Consider the following 22,854-nt stretch of genomic DNA (forward strand, 5'->3'; position numbering starts at 1 on the left):
CTTTTAAAGTTTAAAAACCAGTCATTCATTGCTCTGAACGGCTTATTCTTCCATATATGCATACTTGATGATCGTTGACGGTCCGAAAGTTGGATAGTACACACCTTTCAGGGAAGGATTGACCATAATACTACGAGCTCTTTGGTAGATTGGGACAATCCCGGCGGTTTCTTCTACTAATAGTTTTTCTGCTTTGATCATCGTATCCCAACGTGTCGCTAAATCATTGGCATAGGTCGTATTGCTATCAGCAATCAACTGGTCATAGTCTTTATTTTCATAATTCGTGTTATTCGGTGAAACGAGATTGTAAAGGTACGTCATCGGGTCTTGATAATCTGGTCCCCATGTTCCGATAGCTAACTCGTAATCGCTTTTTCGTGTCAATTCAATCGAATTATTCAATGGGACAGACTTGATTTCAACGGTCAAGCCCGGTAAGACTGTCTGTAACTGATCCTGGATGAATTCAGCCACTTTTTTATCTGCATCAGTGTCTTTGGTTAACATCTCGATGGAGATCTTATCCCCAATATCAGCAGTGGCTTTTTGCCAGTAAGCGAGTGCAGTGGCTTTATCCGGTCCTTCGAGAGGCGCATCTTCTCGAAAATCTTTGCCAGTTTCCGGATTGAAGACAAAGTTATTCGGAATAAACCCATTGATTGCTTCTGATCCATCCGATAAGACATCTTTGACTAAAGCTTCTTTATCAATCGCATAATAAACGGCTTTTCGGACATTTTCATTGGCAAAGATCGTATCTTTACCATCTCTTTTCTGATTCATCTTGAAATAGTGGATATAAGAGGTCAGCACCGTCTGTAGTTCTTCGTTAGCGGCATTTTGCTTCACGTATTCCCCATAAATATCCGCCATATCCAACTGTCCTTCGTTGAAAAGATTATATCCTGTAACAGCTTCTTTGATCACTTCATAATGGATATTCTCCAGTTTGATGGCATCACGATTGTAGTAGTCTTCATTTTTTTCCAGATCCCATGTAGAGGAAGCTTGATCCCAATTTTTCATCAAAAAGGGGCCATTAGTTAAAATATTTTCACTTGATGTGCCATAAGCATCCCCTTTTTCGGTGACAAAAGCTTCATTTTGTGGAAAAAATGGAGTAAAGGCCAATATCGAAGTCAAATAAGGAACTGGCTGTTCCAATTGGATCTCGATCGTGTACTCATCCGTAGCTTTCGCACCTAGTTCAGAAGGGTCTTTTTCCCCATTGATGATTTCGGTGCCATTTTTAAATGTACCGTCCAATAAAAACATGTAGTTTGCTTGATTGGCTGGCGTGGCTAGCCGTTGCCAAGCATAAATAAAATCTTTAGCCGTCACTGGCTCCCCGTTACTCCAAGTAGCATCTTCTCTCAACGTGATCGTGTAAGTCAGACCATCGTCGGATATGTTGGGGAAATCTTTGGCGATAGCCGGTGCGACCTTATTGGTGTCATCGATTTGATACAATCCATCAAAGACATTGACTTGGGCATTGATACTTGCCGTATCTTGTGTAGAGAGTGTATCCATTGATCCGATTTCGCTTTGTTCCATCAAATTGACCACACTGCTCGCTTGGGCAGTCGCTTTAGATTCTTTCTGATAACTACAACCTGAAAAACCAATGACGCTAGCAACAACCAACAAAAACATCATTCTTTTTTTTCCTTTATTCCTCATTTACGTCCTCCTTTTTACATGCGTCCCAACACTTATCGAAGCGCTTTTTCTAAAATCGTCATCTCAATCAATTCAGCTTGCCAATCCAGCTCATCATATCGGTAGCCTTTCTTAGCAGACTCAAATTCTCCCCGCTGATTGTCGATGGGGTCTGCTCGTAAGAATTGCTTCGCTACGGTAAATCCCCCTTGAATACAGTTATTAGCAGGTAAGCGAAAAATATCTAGGTTTCCAAAATAATAACGCCAGCGCTCTTCATTTCCCCCTCGAAATGCGCTGCCCCCAAACGAAACATCTACATAAAGCCAACCGTACTCTGGTAGATAGAAGCGCGCCCAGTCATGAGGGCCCACAAAAAATTCTGAAACATATAAACCCGACTCCCATTCAGCTGGGATATTCGCCATACGACACAAAGTGATAAATAAAAGTGCTTGAACCCCGCAGTCTCCTTTCTGATTGACTGCACAGTACTCACTGATATTCGGAATCGCATAATATTCTCGCATAAATGAATAGATCACTTTGGTGGTCACAAAATGATAAATCGCATACGCACGTTCCAAGGGATTTTTTGCTTCCGGCAAAATTTCCTGCAATAATTGCTGTAGAAAAGGCGTAAATTGAATATGGGGAGCGAATTCATTGAGCGCTGATGCAAATGCGGTTTTTTCCGACTCAGTCAACTCACGAATCATGGTTTGCTCATCCAACAACTGGAATAAATCCGTATAAACAGCCGTCAATTCATAGCTGTGTTCCACAGTCGCTTCAATTGAGGAAGGGTCGTTGGTTTCAAATGCGATCGTTCGCTGTGGTGCAGCGAAGGGATCAATCTGCTTGACCTCTCCTTTTGTCTGAAGAATCTTGGCATTTGCTACCTTTCCAGTGTCTCGAGGCAAAGGAATGTGCGTCAAGAAAGGACCGTCTTCTTTATTAAGCGTTGTTAGTGGTCTAAGTGATTGTTTCAAAACGATTCGAGCAGTCCTTTGTCCGAGTTGTTTCATTTTTTCTACATTCTCATCCAGTTCTACTTGTCGGGCACTGTCAATTCCGTTTTCTTCCTCAAATAAATAGCGCGTATAATAGTCTGAGCGCGTCTTAACGAGATTAGCAATAAAGCGTTCATGGAAAACTTTTTTGCCGTTCAAGTAGATCCATTCAACCTCTCCTGCTTCCACTAAGCGATCCAGTTCTTCTCGCTGAAAATCGACAAAGGACTGTTGCATCATCTCCAGAGCTTTGGTTTCTTCATAGGGATATTGCTTTGCTTCAAAAACAGTCAAAACCTTTAATTCCGTGTGCAAACGATCTTTTAAGACTTCACTGATACGGGCATTGTTCAACTTCTGATGAATGAGTCTACGTGTTAAAGAAAAATCACCAAAATCTTTGGCTCGTTGAATGTCTTCTGGCAAAGGAACCACTAGATTGGATAGATCATTAGGATCCATACTCACTGCGCCACCTCCTCTTTTTGTTTAACGCCTAATCCAGCCGCTTCATTAAGTTGAATCACCGGTGTTTTTTCTGTACCAACAACCCCTTCATACGCAAGAACTGCTAAATCAAACGTCGCGTCGAGGTCAGCGAAACGAACATTTTTTTGTGCAGCAACAAAGTGAGCTGCCGCTGCGATACTAATATTGGTCTCCCCTGCCATACAACCTACCATACAAGGGATATTCGCAGCTTCGCAAATACTATTGATCTGTAACGCTGGATAGATGCCGCCACATTTCATCAATTTGATATTGACAGCATCTACTGCATCTTTTTTGATCAATGATAACGCATCTTGAGGTACAAATGCCGCTTCATCTGCCATGATCTGTTGGTTGACTTGAGTTCTGATAAAGGCTAATCCATCAATGTCACTAGCAGGTGTTGGTTGCTCAAAAAAAGCGATATCATATTTCTGCAACTGTTCAATCATTTTTATTGCCTGCTTTGCCCGCCAACCTTGGTTGGCATCAATTCTCAATTCGATGGCTGGACCGACAGCTGCCCGAATTTGTTTTACTCGTTCAATATCGTCTTTCTCATCCAATCCGACTTTGATCTTCAGTGCAGTAAATCCTTGTTCCACAAACAATTGAGCATTCTCTGCCATCACTTCTGGAGTATCGATGGAAATCGTCATATCTGTCTCTACTTGGTTATCCTGACCGCCTAAAAGCTGATACAAAGGAAGTCCTGTACTTTTTCCCAATAGATCATAGCAAGCCATATCGAGAGCTGCTTTGGCAGACCCATTGCCTTTCATGCACTGGTTCATGATGCTATGGATCCGGCTTAATTGCCGTGGATCTTCTCCAGTTAATGCATCAGCCAATAACTTTAGAGCAGCTTCACAGCCTTCAAGTGTCTCCCCTGTCACTAAGGGTTCAGGTGTTGCCTCACCGATCCCAAAGTCCCCTGTGTCAGTGATCACTTTAATGGTCAAATTGCTGACCTCAGTAATAACGCCTAATGCAATTTTAAATGGCTTGCGCAGCATCATTTTATTTGCAGCAATTTCCACACGTTCAATTTTCATCTTCATTCCCCCCTCTAACTTAAAACTGACTATATCATTCCGTTTTTTTCTTTTCAACACTTTTTCTGAATTTTCTGAATTTTATTTTTATACAGATTATGCATAACTCTACCAACTTATCTCCTTTGAGCAGTAAATTTAATAACAAAAAAAGAGCAAAAATTTGCTCTTTTAATCAGATAATTGTATTTTATTAATAATCGTCGGATGCCAACGAACATTGATTTGTTTGATTGTATCAAGCGGACACTTTGGTTGTCGATCAGCTGTTAACAAACCGTTTTTTTCCTGTTCCACATCCGTCAACTGCGTATAACAAAAGCCGTGAAGAATTTCTGACTGATAGACAGCATCAATCACCCGCTGATAGTCCTGAATAAACTCTGCTTCATTAGCTGCATTGGTATATCCCCAGCCTTGAGCCCCTGTATCATAGCCGATCCCGCCAAATTCTGTTAACAAGATAGGAACATCTTGATGTTGAAATCCTGGACAATAAATTTTTCTGCGATTGGGTTCAGAAGTTAAAATCGTATCTTTTGTTCGCAAACTCGCCACAAAATGGTCGTATTTCTCCAGTTCTTCTTTCGTTCCATGAACATAGCTGTGAATCCCACAAATATCACTTTCTGTCATCTCCCAGCCATCATTTGAGATAACCAATCGAGTAGGATCTAAAGAATGGATCAAGTGATAAATCGCCTGCGAAAAATGCTGTTGCTGACGATCGACACTAATGTTCGGTACCCCCCAGCTTTCATTGATCGGTACCCAAGTTGTGATACAAGGATGATTGTAGTCACGGTCGATGATCTCTTGCCATTCAGCCATCACTTTCCCCCCGCTAGTTCGTGTATAAACACTCGGTGAGGCACATTCTCCCCAAACAATGAATCCTAACTGATCTGCCCAAAACAAAAAACGGGGGTCCTCTACTTTTTGATGTTTGCGACAGCCGTTGAAGCCCATTGCTTTGGCTAATTCGATATCTTTCTTGTAATCTTCATCTGTAGGAGCTGTCATGAGACTTGTGGGCCAGTAGCCCTGATCCAACACTAGTTTCTGATAATACGGGCGGTTATTTAAGTGGACCATGCCATCTTGAATATGAATTTTTCGCATGCCAAAATAGCTTTTAACGGTATCGATACACTTTCCTTGTGACCAAACATCAAAGACGACATCAAAGAGATTCGGGGTCTCTGGAGTCCAAGTCCATCCGCGACCGTGAAAGTCACTGCGGTCGATCTTTTGATTGAATAGACTGTAAGAGCGTGTGAACTGGTGCTCTGTCAACTGCTGGCGATCAGAAACGATCAGCTCTTCGCCGTAATAAATTCTGGTACACAATTCTTTATCCGTCAAATCACCAGCATAATGATAGGCGATCTCTACGGATCCTCGATCAAACTCACTGGTATAAAAGACCTTTTCTAAATAACCGTTTTTGTCAACTGCCTCCAACCACACCGTCTGCCAGATACCCGTTGTTCGGGTATACCAGATAGCAGCAGAATGTTCCTGCCAATATTGCTTGCCTCTTGGTATTTCTTCATCTGTTGATGGATCAAAGACCTTTAGTGTGAGCAGATCTTTGTCAAAGGTCAAATAGTGAGTCACATCAAAAGAAAATGAGGTGTGTCCGCCAATGTGTTCCCCTACTAACTGATGGTTGATGTAGACCCAGCAATGGTAATCGACAGCGCCGAAATGTAACAATAAACGTTTGTCTTGCCAAGTATCTGGCACCATCAGCTCTCGCTGATACCAAACACCGTCATGAAAGCTTTTGATTTCAATTCCACTTTGCTTGGACTGAAAGACATAAGGAACTTCGATCATCTGTGTCAATGCTTGTGGCTGTTGTTCCTCTAAGTTGTCGGTAAAATCAAATTGCCACTTACCGTTTAAATTCAGCCATTTCCTTCGTTCAAATTGTGGGCGCGGATATTCTGGTCTGTTCATAGTCGTCCTTTCCTTTTCAAATTTTTTTATTACGAGGCAAACTAGCCTTTGCTTCCAGAAGTAAGACTGATTCCTTGAATGAAATACTTTTGACCGAAGAAAAACAAGACTAACGCAGGAATCGTCATTAATGTAGAAGCCGCCATCATGATATTCCATTGAGAAGAAAATTGCCCTTTTAGTTGCAATAATCCGAGAGCTAATGTTTGTTTGCTAGGATCATTCAAGTAAATCAAGGGGCCAAAAAAATCATTCCAAGTATTCATAAACGTAAAAAATCCTACAACCATCATGGCAGGTTTAACTAACGGAAGCATGATCTTATAAAAAATCTGCCAGTGGGTTGCACCATCCAGGATCGCCGCTTCATCTAATTCTTTTGGGATACCAGCAAAAAATTGTCGCATCAAAAAGACATTGAACCCACCACCGCCAAAAAAGGCTGGGGCGATCAAAGGTACAAAGGAATTTACAAATCCTAATTTATTCCACATCATAAATGTCGGAATCAACGTCACTGCACCTGGAAGCATCATTGTCGCAATGACCATCGCAAACCACATATTCTTGTATTTAAAGTTCAAGCGGCCAAATGCGTAACCGCATAAGCAAGAAGTAAAGACATTCCCGATAATGCAGGGAATAATAATCAAAAACGTGTTAACGAGATAGGTCTTTAGATCCAAAACTTGAAAGACATCTGCGTAGTTAGAAAATAATAATTGATCAGGCAGCCACTTAGGGGGGAACTCAAAAATTTCATAGGAATCCATAAACGAGCTGCGTACTAGCCATAAAAATGGAACCAATGAGATCAGTCCAATCACCACTAATGGAACATACATCATGTATTTTGCTTTTCTCATGGTCATTTTTCTTGCCCTCCATAATACACCCAATTTTTTGCCGTACCAAAAACCAGCATCGTAAACAAACCAATAATCACAAATAGGATCCATGCTAATGCGGATGCATAACCAAACTGATTTTCTTGGAATGCTTTCCGGTAGATCAACAATGCGTAAAACAAGGTCGCATTATTGGGTCCACCTCCAGTCATAATGTATGCTTGCGAGAATGTCTGGAAAGACCCAATCAACCCCATCACCAAGTTAAAGAAAATGATGGGCGAGATGGCTGGCAATGTCACATACAAAAATTTATGGCGCCAATTGCCGCCATCTACTTCCACAGCCTCCATTAGGTCTTGGGGAACATCCTGCAGCCCAGCTAAGAAAACCAGAGCGGTACCACCACATCCCCATACGGCCATTAAAATCAAAGATGGGATCGCTGTTTGTTCATCAAAAATCCAGTTAGACGGCGGCAAATGGAAAAATTGCAAAACAGAATTCAGCAAGCCAAAATCCGGGTTGAATAACCACATCCATAAAATGTTTGAAGCCACCGCTGGAACTACCACCGGCAAGTAGAACAATGTTCGAAAAAATGCCTGTCCTCGAACTTTGACATTCATCAACAATGCGATCACTAGTGCAGCGATCAAACTACTTAGCGTACTGCCAAAAGCAAAGGTGAATGTCACAACCACCGATTTTTTGAAAAAAAGATCATCCATAAAAATCGTACGGTAGTTATCGATGCCGGTAAATTTGAAATCACCGATGACATTATAATCTGTAAAACTAAGAATCAGACTAACGATCATTGGGATGATGGTAAAAATCAATAATCCGAGAATTGCAGGGGCTGCAAAAGCATACCCTGCACGATTCTCTTCTTTGTATAAATCATATCGTTTCTTTTTAGATTGTTCATCTGTTTTAAGTGTGATCATTCCTTCGTCCACCTACTTCACATACTCGTATTTGTCCCCGAACTGTTTCTCTAGTTTTGGCAAAATGTCTTCCTCAACTACTTCTCTTGGAGCTTTCTTGCCAGTCCAGACCTGTTCTAACGCGGGGTTCACGATTTGCTCGATCGAAGCAGCATCTTCACTGTAGAAGGCCTTGTTTTTTGTCAACGCTTGCTCTTTCGCTTCAACCAGTGCTTCTTTTTTATATTCTGGTGAACGATCGCTTACGGCCCATTTTTGAAGGTACGTTTCATCTGAGAACCAATTGTCTTGGTTAGGTAACCATAATCCTGAATCGATGACATCTAAACTATTCTCAGGGTCTAAAAGATACTCTAAAAATGTTTTGGTTTCTTCCCAATGTTCTTGTGTGTTTTCATTATCAAAAACCACGATTGGCGGACCAAAATTCATTTGAACGACTTTTCCCATTTTTGGTAAAACACCCATACCTAACGCTAACCCTTTTTGTTCGATAGCGTCCCCCAGGGAACGTAAGTCCCAAGATCCTGTGATCGTCATCGCTACTCTATCTGTCAGCATTGCGGTATCAGTTGAAGGAATCGTACTTGCCTGTGAGGGTTTCGGCATCACATAATCTTTGTACATCAAATCCTGAATTTTCTCTAACGCTTCAATCGAAGCATCTGTTCCAATCAGGATTTGTTTGCCGTCCTGACTAAGCACCCCACCGCCATTGCTGATTAAGAAAGATTCATAGCCTAGACCAGTAAAATTGGAGATCCCATAGGTTTTGATATTTTTTTCGTCAAAACCAGCATCGCCTGGATGATTGCCATTTCGGTCGACTGTCAGTTCTTTCAGAATGGATACAAATTTATCCCAATCCCACGCTTGATTGACGTCATGAGGTGGGACTTCAACCCCCTTTTCTTCAAAATATTTCGTACTGTAGAACAGTGTAAGCATTCCTGGCCCTGCAGGCGATCCAAAGACTTTCCCGTTGTACTCCGAGCGTGTCTCTGCGATTTTGTTCTCAAATGGTCCTCCTGATTCATACAGCTCTGTCAGATCCCTTAAGTTGCCGCTCTTCCCCCACTCTGCCGTGCTTGTTTCAACCATATAGCCGACATCTGGAAGTGTTTTGGTACTAGCTTGTGTGTTTAGCTTCTCCATATAATTGTCATAAGGGATCTGCTGCGCTTTTACTTGGATCTCGTCTTGTGATTCATTAAAGTTTTTGATCAATTTATCGATCGAATCTTTCTCCAATGTATCGCCCCAAAAAGAAAAATTGAGGGTAACTTTACTCGCTTGATCACCAGCATCATCATTGCTCCCACATCCCGATAATAAAAAACTTCCGCCTATAACCAATGTGGAAATGAGTAGACCAATTTTTTTCATCTTCTTTGCTCCTGCCTTTTTATATTCCATTTGTATGCGCATACAATAGTTCAAAAAGAAAATCAGACGGATTATTTTTTACAAAATGATTGCTTCATGTTGCCAAAATAATGCTGTCTGTTTTTCTTTACAATTTATACTATACAAAACGAAAATACATATTTCTTCCCGAGTTATGTGTTCCTTATTCCCGATTTTTGTTTGGCTCTATTTTCTAAATTAGAAATCGATTACATTTATTCTATCAGGCACATCACACAGTAAAATAAAGAGAGCAACACCGCATCACTATCTATAGAACAAAGGAGTAGAATACATGAGCTTATACTTGGAAATTCCTGAAATCAATCCGCTGTTCCCTTTCAAAACCTTTACAAATGAAGGGTGGTCGATCACTTATCCTCACTGGCACAAAGAAATTGAATTTATTTATTGTTTGGAAGGAACTGTCAGATTAGGGGTGGATGACGAGATCATTCAAATGCATGAAGACGAGATCTATTTTTTTTCTAGTGGTGAACCGCACTTCTTCTTGTCTTCGCCAAATAGTGAACGAATCGTTTATCAATTTGATATCAAACTCTTTCAAGGGCATGACAATATCTCGCCAAATGATCGTCCATTGGCCAAAGTATTTGAGACCGTCGTCAATTACAGTAAAGATTGGCCTACCCCGATCCAAAAAGAGATCCAGACTATCTTGCTTTCTATTTATCATGAAAACCAGAAACAGCGTGAAGGGTATCAATACAGTATTTTGAGCAGTTTGTATAAATTAGCGAATCTCTTGTACCAACTGCCATTGAAGAACAAAAAAACAGAAAAAGCCGCTTTAGATAGTACATTAAAAAATCGCGAGACATTGTTCCAGATCGACACCATCCTCGACTATATTGAGTCCAATTATTTACATGCGATCACGATTCAGGATGTTGCTGATCATGTGGGGTTTAGTCCTAGTTATTTCTCACGCTTCTTCAAAAAAAATATCGGGATGTCTTTTACCAGTTATCTGGCAGAATACCGCATCCATCGGGCAAAGTATATTTTAGGAACAGAGCTGGTTCCCATGGCAGAAGTAGCTGCCCGCTCAGGTTTTTCTAGCGTCAAAACCTTTCATCACGTCTTTAAATCAATGGTTGGCACTTCTCCTATGAAATTTCAAAAAAATATTTTCGGCTTTCACTAAATAACTACGCAAACAAAACCGAAATAGATTACAAATCGTTGAAACCGCATTTATCATTTTTATCTAGAATAGGCAATAGTTCATCAGAGAAAAAGAGATCGGAGACTTCCAGATCTCTTTTTTGTTCTCTCGAAGGAGTAATAAAAAAGCGGGGGAGACAGGAGGGTTAACTGCCGAGATAACAGAGGACTCCACGAAATTTGCTTTTCAATTTTTGGGGTATTTTGACTTATTTTCGAAGATGCTGCTTCTGCTCCCTCTGTGTAGGCGTGTTTAGAGCGTGGAACAAAAGGAAAAAACTTTTGTTCCACGCTCTAAAGAAGAATGACTTGCTACCCAAATGCTTCATCTATACAGAACTTCCTTGTACGGATCAAATAGAATAAACAGCACTCAATTAATTGGTAGAGAATAAATAGTCCCCCGTTTTTACTTGCTCTTGAATCGTTTTAGCAAAACTACCATGTTCGGGAGTATTTGTGACAATGACAGGTATCGTTACATCATATCCCGCTTCTTTGATTTGTTGTCTGTCAAAAGAGATCAGCGGTTCACCTGCTTTCACATATTGATTTTCTTCCACATGAAGAGTAAAGCCATCCCCCTCCAGACGTACCGTATCGATCCCAATGTGGATCAAAAGTTCCACGCCATTCTCTCCTCTTAATCCGATAGCATGTTTTGTTGGGGTAGTCATGATGATGTAGCCATCGAATGGAGCATAAACGACGTCATCCTCAGGGAGAATCGCAATGCCGTCTCCCATCATTTTCTCTGAAAACATCGGGTCATTCACTGATTCCAAAGAGACAACCGTTCCTTTTACAGGGCTATTTATTTTTACAGCTTCATTCGCCTGATTGAGTTTATTTTCTCTAATACGCTTCTTTTCCATGAAAACAGTGAGAGTAAATGAGACACAAATCGCAAGCAGAATAACAATGATCGAAAACCAGAAGTTTGCGTTAAAGCCAGAGCCATCTGTTGGGATGAATGTCGGAATGGCAATTAATCCTGGTGATACGACTGCGTACTGCTTCAGTTGAACAAATCCAGCTAAAATACCGCCAACTGCTCCACCTGTGATTGCCCCGATAAAGGCACTGCGGTAATTGATCAAGACACCAAAGATAGCAGGTTCAGTGATTCCCATCACGCCAGTTAATCCAGAAGAGAGTGCTAGGGCCCTTTTCTCGGTATTCTTTTCACTATACGCAATCGCTAACGCTGAAGCACCAACGGCGACATTCGCTGCTAACATTGCTGGCATGACAAATGAGTCATAGCCATAATCTCCTAGCATTGCAAAAACGAGTGGAAACAATGCTTGGTTTGTTCCTGTCATCACAAGTAAAGGTGTCGTTGCCCCCAACAAACCAACGGAAAACCAGCCTAATTTATCATACAAAAAGCTCAAGCCATTAGCAATATAGCCTCCCACTTCATTTCCGATAGGACCTAATAGAATCAAGGTTACCGGTACTGTGATCAAAATGACAAGCAATGGTTTAACAAAGTATTTGATAGACTGGGGAATCAATTTATCCGCGATTCGATCAATCACTGCCATAAATAATACCCCGAATATCACTGGAATCGTTGTGGTATTATAACTCATTGTCGGTACAGAAAGGCCTAAGAAGGTAAGTCCTTCTACACCATTGATCAGTGAATGAACAAGAATTGCCCCTAGGAACATCCCCATCATGCCATTGATACCTAATTTGCGAGCAGCACTAAATCCAATATAAATAGGCAAAAAATAGAATCCAGCATCATTCACTGCATTTAAAATCGTATAAGTTCCACTTTCTGCAGATAATCCGAAAAAGGTCACACCAATAGTTAAAACGGCAGATACCAATCCGGCTGCTACAAGGATAGGCAATACTGGAACAAAGGTACCACTGATAAAGTCAACGACTAATGCCCCATAATCTTTTAACCTTCTTTTTTTTCGATCAGTGGATGTGTTTTCACTTTTATGCTCTAATTTCTCCATAAACATTGCATATACCTTAGGGACATCTGGTCCAATGATTAATTGAACATCGTGATCTCTTTTTACTGTACCTAAAATCAGTTTATTTTTCTTCAGCTGATCATCATCGAAGGCGGATGGATCATTCAATTGGAGTCGTAATCTAGTAGCACAATGGTTCGCTGTTTGCACGTTTTCGATTCCGCCGATGTGATCGATGATATACTCAACTAGTTCACTATAATTTGTCATAGCCGATTCATCCTCATTTCATTTTATAAATCGCTTTCATTTCATTTGATAATCAAAACTGGATCATCTGTTTCTTAGCAAACTGCCTATCCGAACGATACTGATTTTGCTCCTAGGAACCGCAAGATCAGTGTCATAAAAATACGATTACTCGCACCGTTCAATGACTATCGTTCGGATAGTATAGTGTCTACTGTTTTATGTTACAAATTTATAGTTGTACCCCGTTTCCTTCTCACTCTGGACGTTTCAGGGACTGCCCATTTGAATGAATCACTTCTTTGTACCAATAATAAGAATCTTTAGGAATTCTTCGCAAATCAAGCAATTCGTCATCTGTCGTATTGATATAGACAAGCCCGTAACGTTTTGCCATGCCATTTCCCGTGCTCAATAAATCCGTAAAGGACCATGGATTGTAACCAAATACTTTTGCCCCATCTTCAATGGCTAGACCAACTTGGTAGATTTGGTCATTCAAGAATGCAATTCGTTCTTGATCATGGACTTTGCCGTCTTCTCCTAACGTTTCATGGGCACCGTAACCATTTTCCGTTATAATCATCGGCAAATGATAATGATCCTCCATATAGCGTAATAAGTAACGCATGGCAACTGGATCGATCTCCCAGTCCCAATCCGTGGTCTCTACAAATGGATTCACTGTTTGAGCAAAAATACCTGGATAATTTGGATAAACGAATTCTCCTTTTTTCCCAGACTTATTTAACCCAATTTCTTGACGTTGTGAATCAGCTGGTGATTCTTTTGCAACATTGCTGCGATAACAATTAATGCCAAAGAAGTCAATTTTTGCTTGGGCAACGAGTTCCATGTCTCCAGGGCGAATATCTGGATCAATATTGTGTTCTTTCCAGTAACGTTTGATAAATCCATTGTATTCACGATTGGCATTGAAATCATTCCAAATTTTTTCGGTTAATTCTTCGGCATTCATTGCTGCAATCTGATCTTCTGGTTTAGCAGATTCAGGATAAAACGGAACCATCCCAGGAACGGGTCCAATTTTCCCATCCTCAACTAACTCATGACAAGCAATAACTGCTTTAGCATGACAGAGATTCATAATATGGTTGACTCTCCATTTGTCTTCGAACCACGTCTCTGGATACTTACAGACACCTAACCAATCACCATAGACGATCTGCATATTTTGTTCATTGATTGCTAGCCAGTATTTTACACGGTCTCCAAACGCATTGAAGCAAGTTCTGACATACTGATCGAAGGCATCGATGATCCCACGATCATACCAACCATTAAACTCTTCATCTACCCATACCGGCATGTCATAGTGATACAAGGTAACGATTGGTGTAATCCCATGAGCAACGAGTTCATCAATCAACTGATTATAAAAATCAATGCCTAATTGATTCGGAACACCAGAATTATCTGGATAAATTCTAGGCCAAGCAATAGAGAAACGATAAGAGGTAAATCCTGCATCAGCCATCAATTGAACGTCTTCTTTGTATTTATGATAATGATCAGCTGCAATCGAATTATCGGTATAGGGCTTTTTTTTCTTACTATTCAAGTCAATGATCGCTGTAGAACGACCATCCTCTGCCACTGCGCCTTCTACTTGCCAAGCAGCGCTTGATGCTCCCCACAAAAAATTATCTGGAAATGTTGGTTGATCTTTAAAATGCATGACCTTAGCCTTCTCTCTTATATTTAAGTAAATAACCGTTGAATAATAAATCAAGGACAAAATCAATGCCATAGGTATAGTAAAGCAACTCATTGATTTCTTTCTCATGCGTTTGTGAACTTAAATGATATAATTTGTCAAAGTAACGATTGTAAATTGGGTTGCGGTTGTTGGTAAACATGATCGCTGTTGCTGGAATCTCTTTAAATACATCTAGCATGGAAGAAACAAATAGACCCGAAAGTGAAAAAACAATGATCAGTGGCTCTTTATAAGTGGTTAATGCGACAGTTAGATCATCTTTTGAGGTTAGCAATGTGATTCGTTTGCCAAAAATAACCATCCGTTGCTGAAAAGTTTTGACGCTCCCTGCGATATTGCTGGAGCATAAAATCATTACCTCCTGATTGCTATTGATCAGTCGAACCAAGCGATCGACTTCTTGTGTGTTAAAGCGTAAGCTGAGTTCTTCCATTAAAGAAACAATGTTGCTTTGAAGCTTCGACAAGAAATCCTCATACCCATAAAATTTCTGAAATTCACTGATGCCATCATCAAATGTTTCTGCGTTTCTTTTCATTTCCAAAAAATTTTCGTACCCTAATTGTTTGGCAAACCTTCTAATTGAAGCTCGCGAGACATGCTTTTCTTCCGCAATTTGATAAATGTTCCATCGTGCCACACTCTTAAAGTTATCCAAGAAAAATTTTGCCAACTCAAATTCCACTGTTCCTACTTCATTTTCGTTCACAATATGATTCAGCTTATAAATAAAATTCAATCGATTATTATCCATTTTTTTAATCTCCCTTGGCCAAGTTTGATTGTATCCATAGTATAGCGTATCCGTTTACAAAAATGGGGTGCATATCTTGCACCCACAAGGAATATCCTAGGAAATCAACTAAGTTTGTTGCCCTTCCCTTCCAGTTTATCAATCAATCACGACTCCTTGATTAGAAGATTTATTGCATGTCACCTGAAGATAGCTTTTAGACAGTTCGTATTGCTGGGGCATAGTGTTTGAATAAAATGGGGGCCTTTTTACGAAAAAAAAAGAATCAATTGTTTTTTTACCAATTGATTCTTGCGAATGATCCAGCAAACAGTTGCTCACGGCTTACAACCTCGGAGCGGTTGCTGACATCTGCTCATTATAGAATGTTGTCATGCTCTATTTACAGACCTTCTTTCAGATGTTCTTTGCTAGTTTTTCTCACCCAGATGTCTTTACCAGTTTGTTCAATAAATAATTCAGTTTCAGGAGCTAGCTGACACTCAACTTTACCTTCCTTTAAAGTAATTCGCAATTCTTCCCCTTGATAAAAAAGCTTAAAGGCAAGTTCTGTTATTTCTTTTGGTATGTGATTGGACAAGCGAATGCCTTCATCATAATAAAGACCAGCAAAACCATAAATCAAACTTAGCCAGCTGCCTCCCATATTTGCCGCATGGATGCCATCGACGACGTTTTTTTGCAGATCAGTCAAATCCATCAATGCCGTATCCATGAAATAGCGATATGCTTTTGCTGTTTCTCCGATACGACTAGCCATCACACTGAAAATCGAACGAGACAGCGAAGAATCATGGGTGGTGACTTTTTCATAATACTGATAATCTTGTTTTAGTTGTTCTAGGGTAAAATCACCCGTAAAAAGCATTTGCGCTAATACGGTATCCGCTTGTTTGCAGACTTGATGTTTGTAAATTATCATCGGATGATAATGCAACAATAAAGGATAGTTAGCAGCTGGTGTCTCTTCAAAAGGCCAGACAGATTGTTCAAGAAACTCATCATCTTGCTTGGTAAGTCCACGAGACGCATCATAACCGAAATACATGAGGTCTGCGGCTTGCTGCCATTGATCGATCAGTTCCATATGCTTTTCGTATCGTTTCGCCAGTTCAATGGCATAATATAAATTGTTTTGAGCCATTTTGTTGGTATAAAAGTTATTGTTGACCAATGCACTGTATTCATCAGGTCCGGTGACCCCATTGATACAAAAAGAAGGTTTGCCGTCTTTTTCGATGAAATCACCATAACTCAACCAAAATTTTGCCGTTTCGAAAACGACTTCACTGCCGACTTCTTCAATAAAGCGGACATCTCCTGTGACCCGTTCATAGAGTTGAAAAGCATAAACGATATCGGCATTGATATGCAGTTGTGCGGTTCCGGCAGGATAATAGGCACTCGTTTCTTGACCATCAATGGTGCGCCATGCAAACAGTGCACCGTCTTGGCTCAGCTCTTGTGCCCGTTTTTGCGCTTGCGGTAAAATAGTTGCTCGATAAGTAAGCAATGCTTTCGCAGTGTCTGGATTGGTGTAAGTAAAAAAAGGCAACAAATACATTTCAGTATCCCAAAAATAATGACCTTCATACCCTTCACCTGTCAACCCCTTGGCAGCAAAATTGGTTCTGCCATCACGTCCTGCCCCCTGATTCAGGTGAAACAGATTGAAGCGGATCCCCTTTTGTAGTTCTTGATCACCCGTGATCTCGATATCACTCGCTGCCCAAAACTGCTGATAGCTTTCCCTCTGTTCGGCAACAAATGTTTCAAAATCAACCGCTTCTTGATAAAAGGGTGCGCCCTCTGCTTCTTGTAATCGCAGTTGAAAAATCGTCGTCAGGGATTCTCCAGTTTGGATTTGCCCATCGCCGCCTATCACCCGAATCGCCAGTTTTTTTTGACTATGAGGGGCTGTCCAAATGGCATAGTCGCCATGCTCTTCTTTCAGAAGCTGATGCTCTTTATTCGCAACACGAGGATCATCTGTTTGATTGACTGTGAAGCGCTGGTCCAATGGATGGGAAACAGTGATTGGCTCTGTGAAATTTGCATTTTTGATTGTGTAACGACAAACATAAAATTCACTGCGCGTCATGGAGGCAAAAGATTGCATCTCAAGATCAAAGCTTTTTCCTAATGGGGTTTCTACATGGTAAGACTCATGAAGGATGCCTTCTGCCATATCTAATGTCAGCTGGATTTGTTCCGTCTGCCAAACGCTGTCCGACGACTGCTCTTGTCCGATGCTTAAAGAAAGCCCCCGCAGGTTGGGTAACTTGCAGATGGTTTGGTGTTCTTTAGCATAGCCATAAGCCCATTCGCCGTATTGGATCGGTTCACTGTCAAAAAAACCATTGACAAAAGCCCCGGGATTCCCAGGATAGTTCGCATTCACTTTAAGGGGATGCCCTGCTCGGACACCGATTTGACCATTCCCCACAGCGAACAGCGTTTCTAAATATTCCGGTTTCTGGTGAGAGAGTTCTTGTGCCTGCAATAAAAATCGTTTGTCCATCTCTGTTCGTCTCCTCCGCTTTTTTCTTTCAGTTCTATCCTACACTACTAAACACCCATTGCAAAGAATCCGACTTCAGCTGGGAGGGGCATCTACTTTGGTTCTTCTGACAGAGTATGGTACCATGAAACAAACTTGAAAGAAGGCGATTACTTGGATTTATGGCTAACAAATATTCGAATGGAAACAAGCTACATCAAAGAAAATGGCTGGTCCTCTGGCAGCCAAACCAAACGGGCGGCAATTGGGATCAGTGAAGAAAAAATTACCGAGATCCTTCCCATGGATGAATGGAAAGACACGCCAGGAATAACTGTTATCGATGGTCAAGGCCAGTTATTATTACCCGGCTTGATTGAAAAACACTGCCATTTGGATAAAAGCAAATTAGGAACTCCATGGCGTCCTGTCACACCGGCAGCCAACTTAGTAGAACGTTTTGAAACAGAGATTCCTCAATTGGATGCATTGCCTCTTTCGATTAAAGAACGGGCACAACAATTGATCGATTTGGAATTGCCTCATGGTGTCGTGTCCTTTCGCTCCCATATTGATATTGAACCAATGACTGAACTGCGCTATTTTGATGCACTAACTGAATTGCTTGCTGACAAACCATTTGGTTCGGAACTTGTTTTGTTCCCGCAACACGGTCTGCTGCGATCAAATGCCGTCGCATTAATCGAAGAAGCATTAACTACTGGTAAAGCTGCATTCATTGGTGGGGTCGATCCTTATACATTAGATCAAGATTATCAGCAATCATTAAAAACGACCTTTGAGCTGGCAAAAAAAGGCAATGTTGGCATAGACATTCATCTGCATGACCGCAAAGAAGCCGGTCGTGCAACGATCAAAGAAATCATTCGGCTGACCAAAGAATATGCTATGGCAGGCAATGTCTTCATCAGCCATGCCTTTGGCTTAAATGATTTTGAAGGAGCTGAACGCACAGAAGTTTTTCAAGCTTTAGCAGATCAGGACATTCATATCGTTTCAAGTATTCCAATCAGTCAGGGAACGATTCCTCCCCTTAAAGAATTACAAAGTTATGGGGTTGCTGTTCACATTGGTTGTGACAATATTTATGATTCTTGGTCATCACTGGGTGACGGCTCCTTGCAAGAAAAGCTCGCTCGTTATTTAGAGATTTTTGGCGTTCAATCACAAGAGGCATTGACCCAGGCATTAGGCTTGGTAACAGATGGCAGAGTGCCATTAGATCAAGAAGGAAATCAACAATGGCCAAAAGTTGGCGATTCTGCTGATTTTCTTTTGACCCCTGTTTCTTCAACGGCTGAATTTGTCGCCCGCAAAGGTCACGTCAGCTGCAGTTTCTTTAAAGGACAACCAATCTACAACGCATAACCAATAATTACTGACAAAAAAGCCGATTTGCTACAGAAATGTAGGAAATCGGCTTTTTACGAATCAATGGTTGCACAAAAAATGATTCGGTCACCTCTCTTTTGCTGATTTCGCTTGACGCTGATCCGATTATTCGGTTTACTTATGATAGCGAATACAAAAAGTGAGGGATTACTATGTATACTGCAAATATGCAACGATATGAACGCATGACATATAACCGTGTCGGAAAATCAGGTTTAAAACTTCCTGCAATTTCCCTTGGTCTATGGCACAACTTCGGTGATACAGATCCAATTGCGAAACAGCGGGAAACGATCCTAGGAGCCTTTGATCTAGGCATTACCCATTTTGATTTGGCCAACAACTATGGTCCCCCTGCAGGATCGGCAGAAAAGAATTTCGGCCGCATTTTAAAAGAAGACTTACAGGCTTATCGGGATGAATTGATTATTTCATCAAAGGCTGGTTACTATATGTGGCCTGGTCCCTATGGTGAATGGGGTTCTAAGAAGAATTTGATTGCCAGCTGTGATCAAAGCCTGCAACGTCTAGGCCTAGATTATGTCGATATTTTTTACCATCATCGCCCAGATCCAGACACACCATTGGCAGAAACGGCTCATGCACTGGACTTGTTAGTACGGCAAGGAAAAGCCCTCTATGTTGGTGTGTCCAATTATTCTGCAGAACAAACAAAAGAAATCGCCAAGATTTTGAAGGACCAAGGAACCCCCTTTATCATCCATCAACCTCGCTACAATATGTTTGATCGTTGGATCGAAGATGGATTAACAGCTGTCTTAGAAGAGGAAGGATTAGGTGCGATCGTCTTTAGCCCTCTGGCACAAGGATTATTGACTGATCGTTATCTGCATGGTATTCCCGAAGACTCTCGAGCGCATCGCTCAGATAGTCCTTTTTTGACAGAAGATCGTGTAGCTCCAACCTTAAATGTAGTCAGACAATTGAATGATATTGCTCAAGAGCGAGGACAAAGTTTGGCAGAAATGGCATTAGCTTGGCTGTTGCGTCAAGAGACTGTTGCTAGCGTATTGATTGGTGCTTCTCGTTTGAGTCAACTACAAGCAAATGTCCGGGCTTTGGACCAATTAACTTTTTCTGCTGAAGAACTAAAAAAGATCGATGAAATTTTAGTGCTTTTAAAGAAATAAGCGTTTGATTTGCTCGCTGGCCTTTCCCATGGGGGAACTGCCCCGCATTGAGTAAAATGGCGGAAACTTCATTTCAAACAACAAAGAAATCAAACGACCGCAGTGTGTATTGTCCAGAAGCTATTAATGCTTCGATGCAATAACCCTCACGGTCGTTTGGTTCTTTTTTGCTACATTTTTTGCTACATTTTAGTTGATTGATTCTTTTTGCCAATCAATGGCTAATTGCAGGCAGCCTTTGATGCCACTTTCATTCACTAGTTGCCATGGAACAATGTACTCTTCTACACTTGGAATCGAAATGTAGCCCCCTAGTTCCAACAAAAATTTTTCTCTGATTTTTGACAGCAAGTGGGTCTGATTCATGACACCACCGCCTAAAATAATCTTATCTGGTACAAAGGACAATGTATAATTGACCAATGCTTGCGCTATATAATAGGCTTGCAGCTCCCATACAGGATGATTTTCAAGAAGAGTCTCTCCCTTTTGCCCCGTTCGTGCTTCGATGGAAGGACCGGCAGCCAGCCCTTCAAAGCAATCCTGATGATAAGGGCAAGTGCCGACATATGAATCCTCTGGGTGCCGTTTGATCCGGATATGCCCCATTTCAGGATGAGATTTGCCTTGGAATAACTGGTTATTCACGATTACACCGGCACCGATCCCAGTCCCCACCGTCAGATAAATACAGGTATCGCAGTCTTGAGCAGCCCCTTTTTTTAATTCCCCATAGGCCGCTGCATTGACATCTGTTGTCCAAACCATTGGAATCGGATAGCGTTGTTTTAACGTCCCCAAAAAGTCAAAATTTTGCCATCCCGCTTTAGGTGTTGCCAAAACATGCCCATAGTTGGCTTGCTTGGGATCCAATCCGATTGGACCAAAGCTGCCGATCCCCATCGCGGCCAGCTCATACCTATCAAAAAATCGGAAAATTTCGGCCAGTGTTTCTGCGGGTTCTCTCGTAGCGATTCGCTGTGAAGCAATAATCTTCCCCTCTTGATCCGCTACTGCACAGTTCATTTTTGTTCCGCCTGCTTCTATGCCTCCATACATCATTGTCTATCCCTACTTTTCTACTCGAATATCGAAATAATCCATTACTAGCTCACAAAACATCATGTTTGCCCAAGAAAACCATTCACGAGTGTAATCCGTTGGATCATTGACATTGATACCCTCATGCATCAAATGCGTTCCTGCATCGATCGCTACCAACTGATCTAAAATTTGGGCTTTTTCTTCTTTGTTTGGTGTCGTCAATCCAGTCATCGCCATCGCGATCGGCCAAACAAAATTATGCGGTGTATGAGATGAGCCGATCCCACTAGCAAATTCGCCTTGATAGTAATAAGGATTTTCGTCACTTAAAAGTGTTTTTCTCGTAGCTAGATAAGTTGGATCTTCCATGGAGCCATAGCCTAGATAAGGTGCAGAAATCAGGTTAGGTACATTGCTGTCGTCCATGACAGAGGCATTGCCTAACCCATCCACTTCATAGGCATAGATCGTTTCGCCAGCTTGATTCGTCGTATACGCATATTTTTCGATCCCCGCTTGGATCTCTTGCTTTAAATCGGCTGCTTCGGCCACTAATTCAGGCACATCTAAAATGTCGGAGAAAATCAGTTCCAAATAACCTAATATCACAACAGCGAACATGTTTGACGGAATCAAATAGCCATAGACACAAGCGTCGTCGCTTGGACGAAATCCTGACCAAGTCATCCCTGTTTTAGCAACTGGGGTTCCTTTGCCGGCGAACTTCAGCGTATCTTCTTGACGTTCTGTTTGGCGCTCAAATTGATATGGTGACTGCGCGTGATCTTGTTCTGTCCGAAAGACGGTTAGGACTTTTTTGACCCCTTCAATAAAGTTTTTATCAAAGTGATCGGTGCGCCCGGTGTTTTTATAAAGTAGATAGGCTAACTGGATCGGATAGCACAATGAATCGATCTCATATTTCCGTTCCCAGATCCAGCCGTTCATTTCGGTTAGATCATCTTGGTGTCCGGCAAAATTTTCTGTTTCATTGAAGGCATTGGCGTAAGGATCGATAGTGATAAACATAAATTGCTTTTTGACTAATCCGGCAATCATATCAGACAGTTCTTGATCATCTTTTGCTAAACACAGGTACGGACGGACTTGAGCGGTTGAATCTCGCAGCCACATTGCAGGAATATCACCTGTCAAAACAAAGGTACTGCCATCTTCTTGCTTCTTGACAGTGGTTAATACGGTATTGGCAAATGCCGCATTAAAGTTTTCCGCCCAATTTGCATGGTCTTCGCCACAAAGCAACGTGATTTTCTCCATAAAACTCTTAATTACTTTCGGTATTTCGCTGTATCCCATCTTCTTTTCCCCTTTTACAAAGAAGAGCCGACAAAAGTAGACAAAGCCGCTGGTCTTTCTGCAACGAAAAGCTTCGGGTAGTTGATGTTCAAGACTGTTCAATCCTCCATCCGATGCCCGATTTGCTAAGAATGAACCAACCTTCGCTGATCTTGAAAA

16 protein-coding genes are annotated in these 22,854 nt (G+C 41.3%); 3 read left to right on the top strand and 13 right to left on the bottom strand.

Going from position 1 to position 22,854, the window contains the following annotated elements; translation table 11 throughout:
- Window positions 1-42 precede the first annotated feature (42 nt).
- The 7 genes from IGJ45_RS12660 to IGJ45_RS12690 all read right to left on the bottom strand — a co-directional run bounded on the left by IGJ45_RS12660 (window position 43) and on the right by IGJ45_RS12690 (window position 9,374).
- Window positions 43-1,686 carry a peptide ABC transporter substrate-binding protein gene (locus tag IGJ45_RS12660; RefSeq protein ID WP_003125623.1) on the bottom strand — a complete coding sequence of 548 codons (1,644 nt, stop codon included), beginning with the start codon at window positions 1,684-1,686 and terminating at the stop codon, window positions 43-45.
- A gap of 32 nt (window positions 1,687-1,718) precedes the next feature.
- Window positions 1,719-3,140 (bottom strand): transglutaminase-like domain-containing protein, encoded by a 1,422-nt coding sequence (locus IGJ45_RS12665; protein WP_349703689.1) that lies wholly within the window; start codon window positions 3,138-3,140, stop codon window positions 1,719-1,721.
- Window positions 3,141-3,142: 2 nt separating this feature from the next.
- Entirely contained in the window at window positions 3,143-4,225 is a 1,083-nt protein-coding gene (locus IGJ45_RS12670; protein WP_003125621.1) for a dipeptide epimerase, read from the bottom strand.
- Window positions 4,226-4,396: 171 nt separating this feature from the next.
- Window positions 4,397-6,190 (bottom strand): glycoside hydrolase family 2 protein, encoded by a 1,794-nt coding sequence (locus tag IGJ45_RS12675; RefSeq protein ID WP_113849344.1) that lies wholly within the window; start codon window positions 6,188-6,190, stop codon window positions 4,397-4,399.
- Between the two features lie 41 nt (window positions 6,191-6,231).
- Complete coding sequence (locus IGJ45_RS12680; protein WP_003125619.1) at window positions 6,232-7,062, bottom strand: carbohydrate ABC transporter permease; 831 nt, start codon at window positions 7,060-7,062, stop codon at window positions 6,232-6,234.
- Complete coding sequence (locus tag IGJ45_RS12685; RefSeq protein WP_103300236.1) at window positions 7,059-7,988, bottom strand: carbohydrate ABC transporter permease; 930 nt, start codon at window positions 7,986-7,988, stop codon at window positions 7,059-7,061. The genes IGJ45_RS12680 and IGJ45_RS12685 overlap by 4 nt, the downstream gene beginning before the upstream one ends.
- A gap of 12 nt (window positions 7,989-8,000) precedes the next feature.
- Window positions 8,001-9,374 carry an ABC transporter substrate-binding protein gene (locus tag IGJ45_RS12690; RefSeq protein WP_103300235.1) on the bottom strand — a complete coding sequence of 458 codons (1,374 nt, stop codon included), beginning with the start codon at window positions 9,372-9,374 and terminating at the stop codon, window positions 8,001-8,003.
- A 316-nt stretch (window positions 9,375-9,690) separates the two neighbouring features.
- On the opposite strand from IGJ45_RS12690, the gene IGJ45_RS12695 reads away from it, so the two are divergent.
- A complete protein-coding gene (locus tag IGJ45_RS12695) occupies window positions 9,691-10,563 on the top strand; it encodes an AraC family transcriptional regulator (RefSeq protein WP_029486470.1) in 873 nt (290 codons plus the stop codon).
- A 397-nt stretch (window positions 10,564-10,960) separates the two neighbouring features.
- Here IGJ45_RS12695 and IGJ45_RS12700 read toward each other — a convergent pair whose 3' ends face one another.
- From IGJ45_RS12700 to IGJ45_RS12715, 4 genes are all read right to left on the bottom strand, one after another.
- Entirely contained in the window at window positions 10,961-12,796 is a 1,836-nt protein-coding gene (locus IGJ45_RS12700) for a beta-glucoside-specific PTS transporter subunit IIABC (protein ID WP_029486468.1), read from the bottom strand.
- A gap of 235 nt (window positions 12,797-13,031) precedes the next feature.
- A complete protein-coding gene (locus IGJ45_RS12705) occupies window positions 13,032-14,474 on the bottom strand; it encodes a glycoside hydrolase family 1 protein (protein ID WP_029486467.1) in 1,443 nt (480 codons plus the stop codon).
- Window positions 14,475-14,478: 4 nt separating this feature from the next.
- The gene (locus IGJ45_RS12710; protein ID WP_349703640.1) at window positions 14,479-15,270 is read right to left on the bottom strand and encodes a MurR/RpiR family transcriptional regulator; all 792 of its coding nucleotides are present in this window, start codon (window positions 15,268-15,270) and stop codon (window positions 14,479-14,481) included.
- 382 nt (window positions 15,271-15,652) lie between these two features.
- The gene (locus IGJ45_RS12715; protein ID WP_349703641.1) at window positions 15,653-17,791 is read right to left on the bottom strand and encodes a glycoside hydrolase family 65 protein; all 2,139 of its coding nucleotides are present in this window, start codon (window positions 17,789-17,791) and stop codon (window positions 15,653-15,655) included.
- Between the two features lie 153 nt (window positions 17,792-17,944).
- Between IGJ45_RS12715 and IGJ45_RS12720 the strand changes: the two genes are divergently transcribed.
- Window positions 17,945-19,159, top strand: a complete 1,215-nt coding sequence (locus tag IGJ45_RS12720) for an amidohydrolase family protein (RefSeq protein WP_311809700.1) — start codon at window positions 17,945-17,947, stop codon at window positions 19,157-19,159.
- A 176-nt stretch (window positions 19,160-19,335) separates the two neighbouring features.
- Entirely contained in the window at window positions 19,336-20,334 is a 999-nt protein-coding gene (gene mgrA / locus IGJ45_RS12725; RefSeq protein ID WP_113849338.1) for an L-glyceraldehyde 3-phosphate reductase, read from the top strand.
- Window positions 20,335-20,523: 189 nt separating this feature from the next.
- Here mgrA and IGJ45_RS12730 read toward each other — a convergent pair whose 3' ends face one another.
- The gene (locus IGJ45_RS12730) at window positions 20,524-21,393 is read right to left on the bottom strand and encodes an ROK family protein (RefSeq protein WP_349703690.1); all 870 of its coding nucleotides are present in this window, start codon (window positions 21,391-21,393) and stop codon (window positions 20,524-20,526) included.
- 12 nt (window positions 21,394-21,405) lie between these two features.
- Window positions 21,406-22,695, bottom strand: coding sequence for a glycoside hydrolase family 125 protein (locus tag IGJ45_RS12735; protein WP_113849336.1), 1,290 nt, complete (start codon window positions 22,693-22,695; stop codon window positions 21,406-21,408).
- Window positions 22,696-22,854 lie beyond the last annotated feature (159 nt).

It is taken from the genome of Enterococcus sp. DIV0574 (assembly GCF_051711125.1).
In the GTDB taxonomy this organism is placed as follows: Bacteria; Bacillota; Bacilli; order Lactobacillales; family Enterococcaceae; genus Enterococcus_D; species Enterococcus_D gallinarum.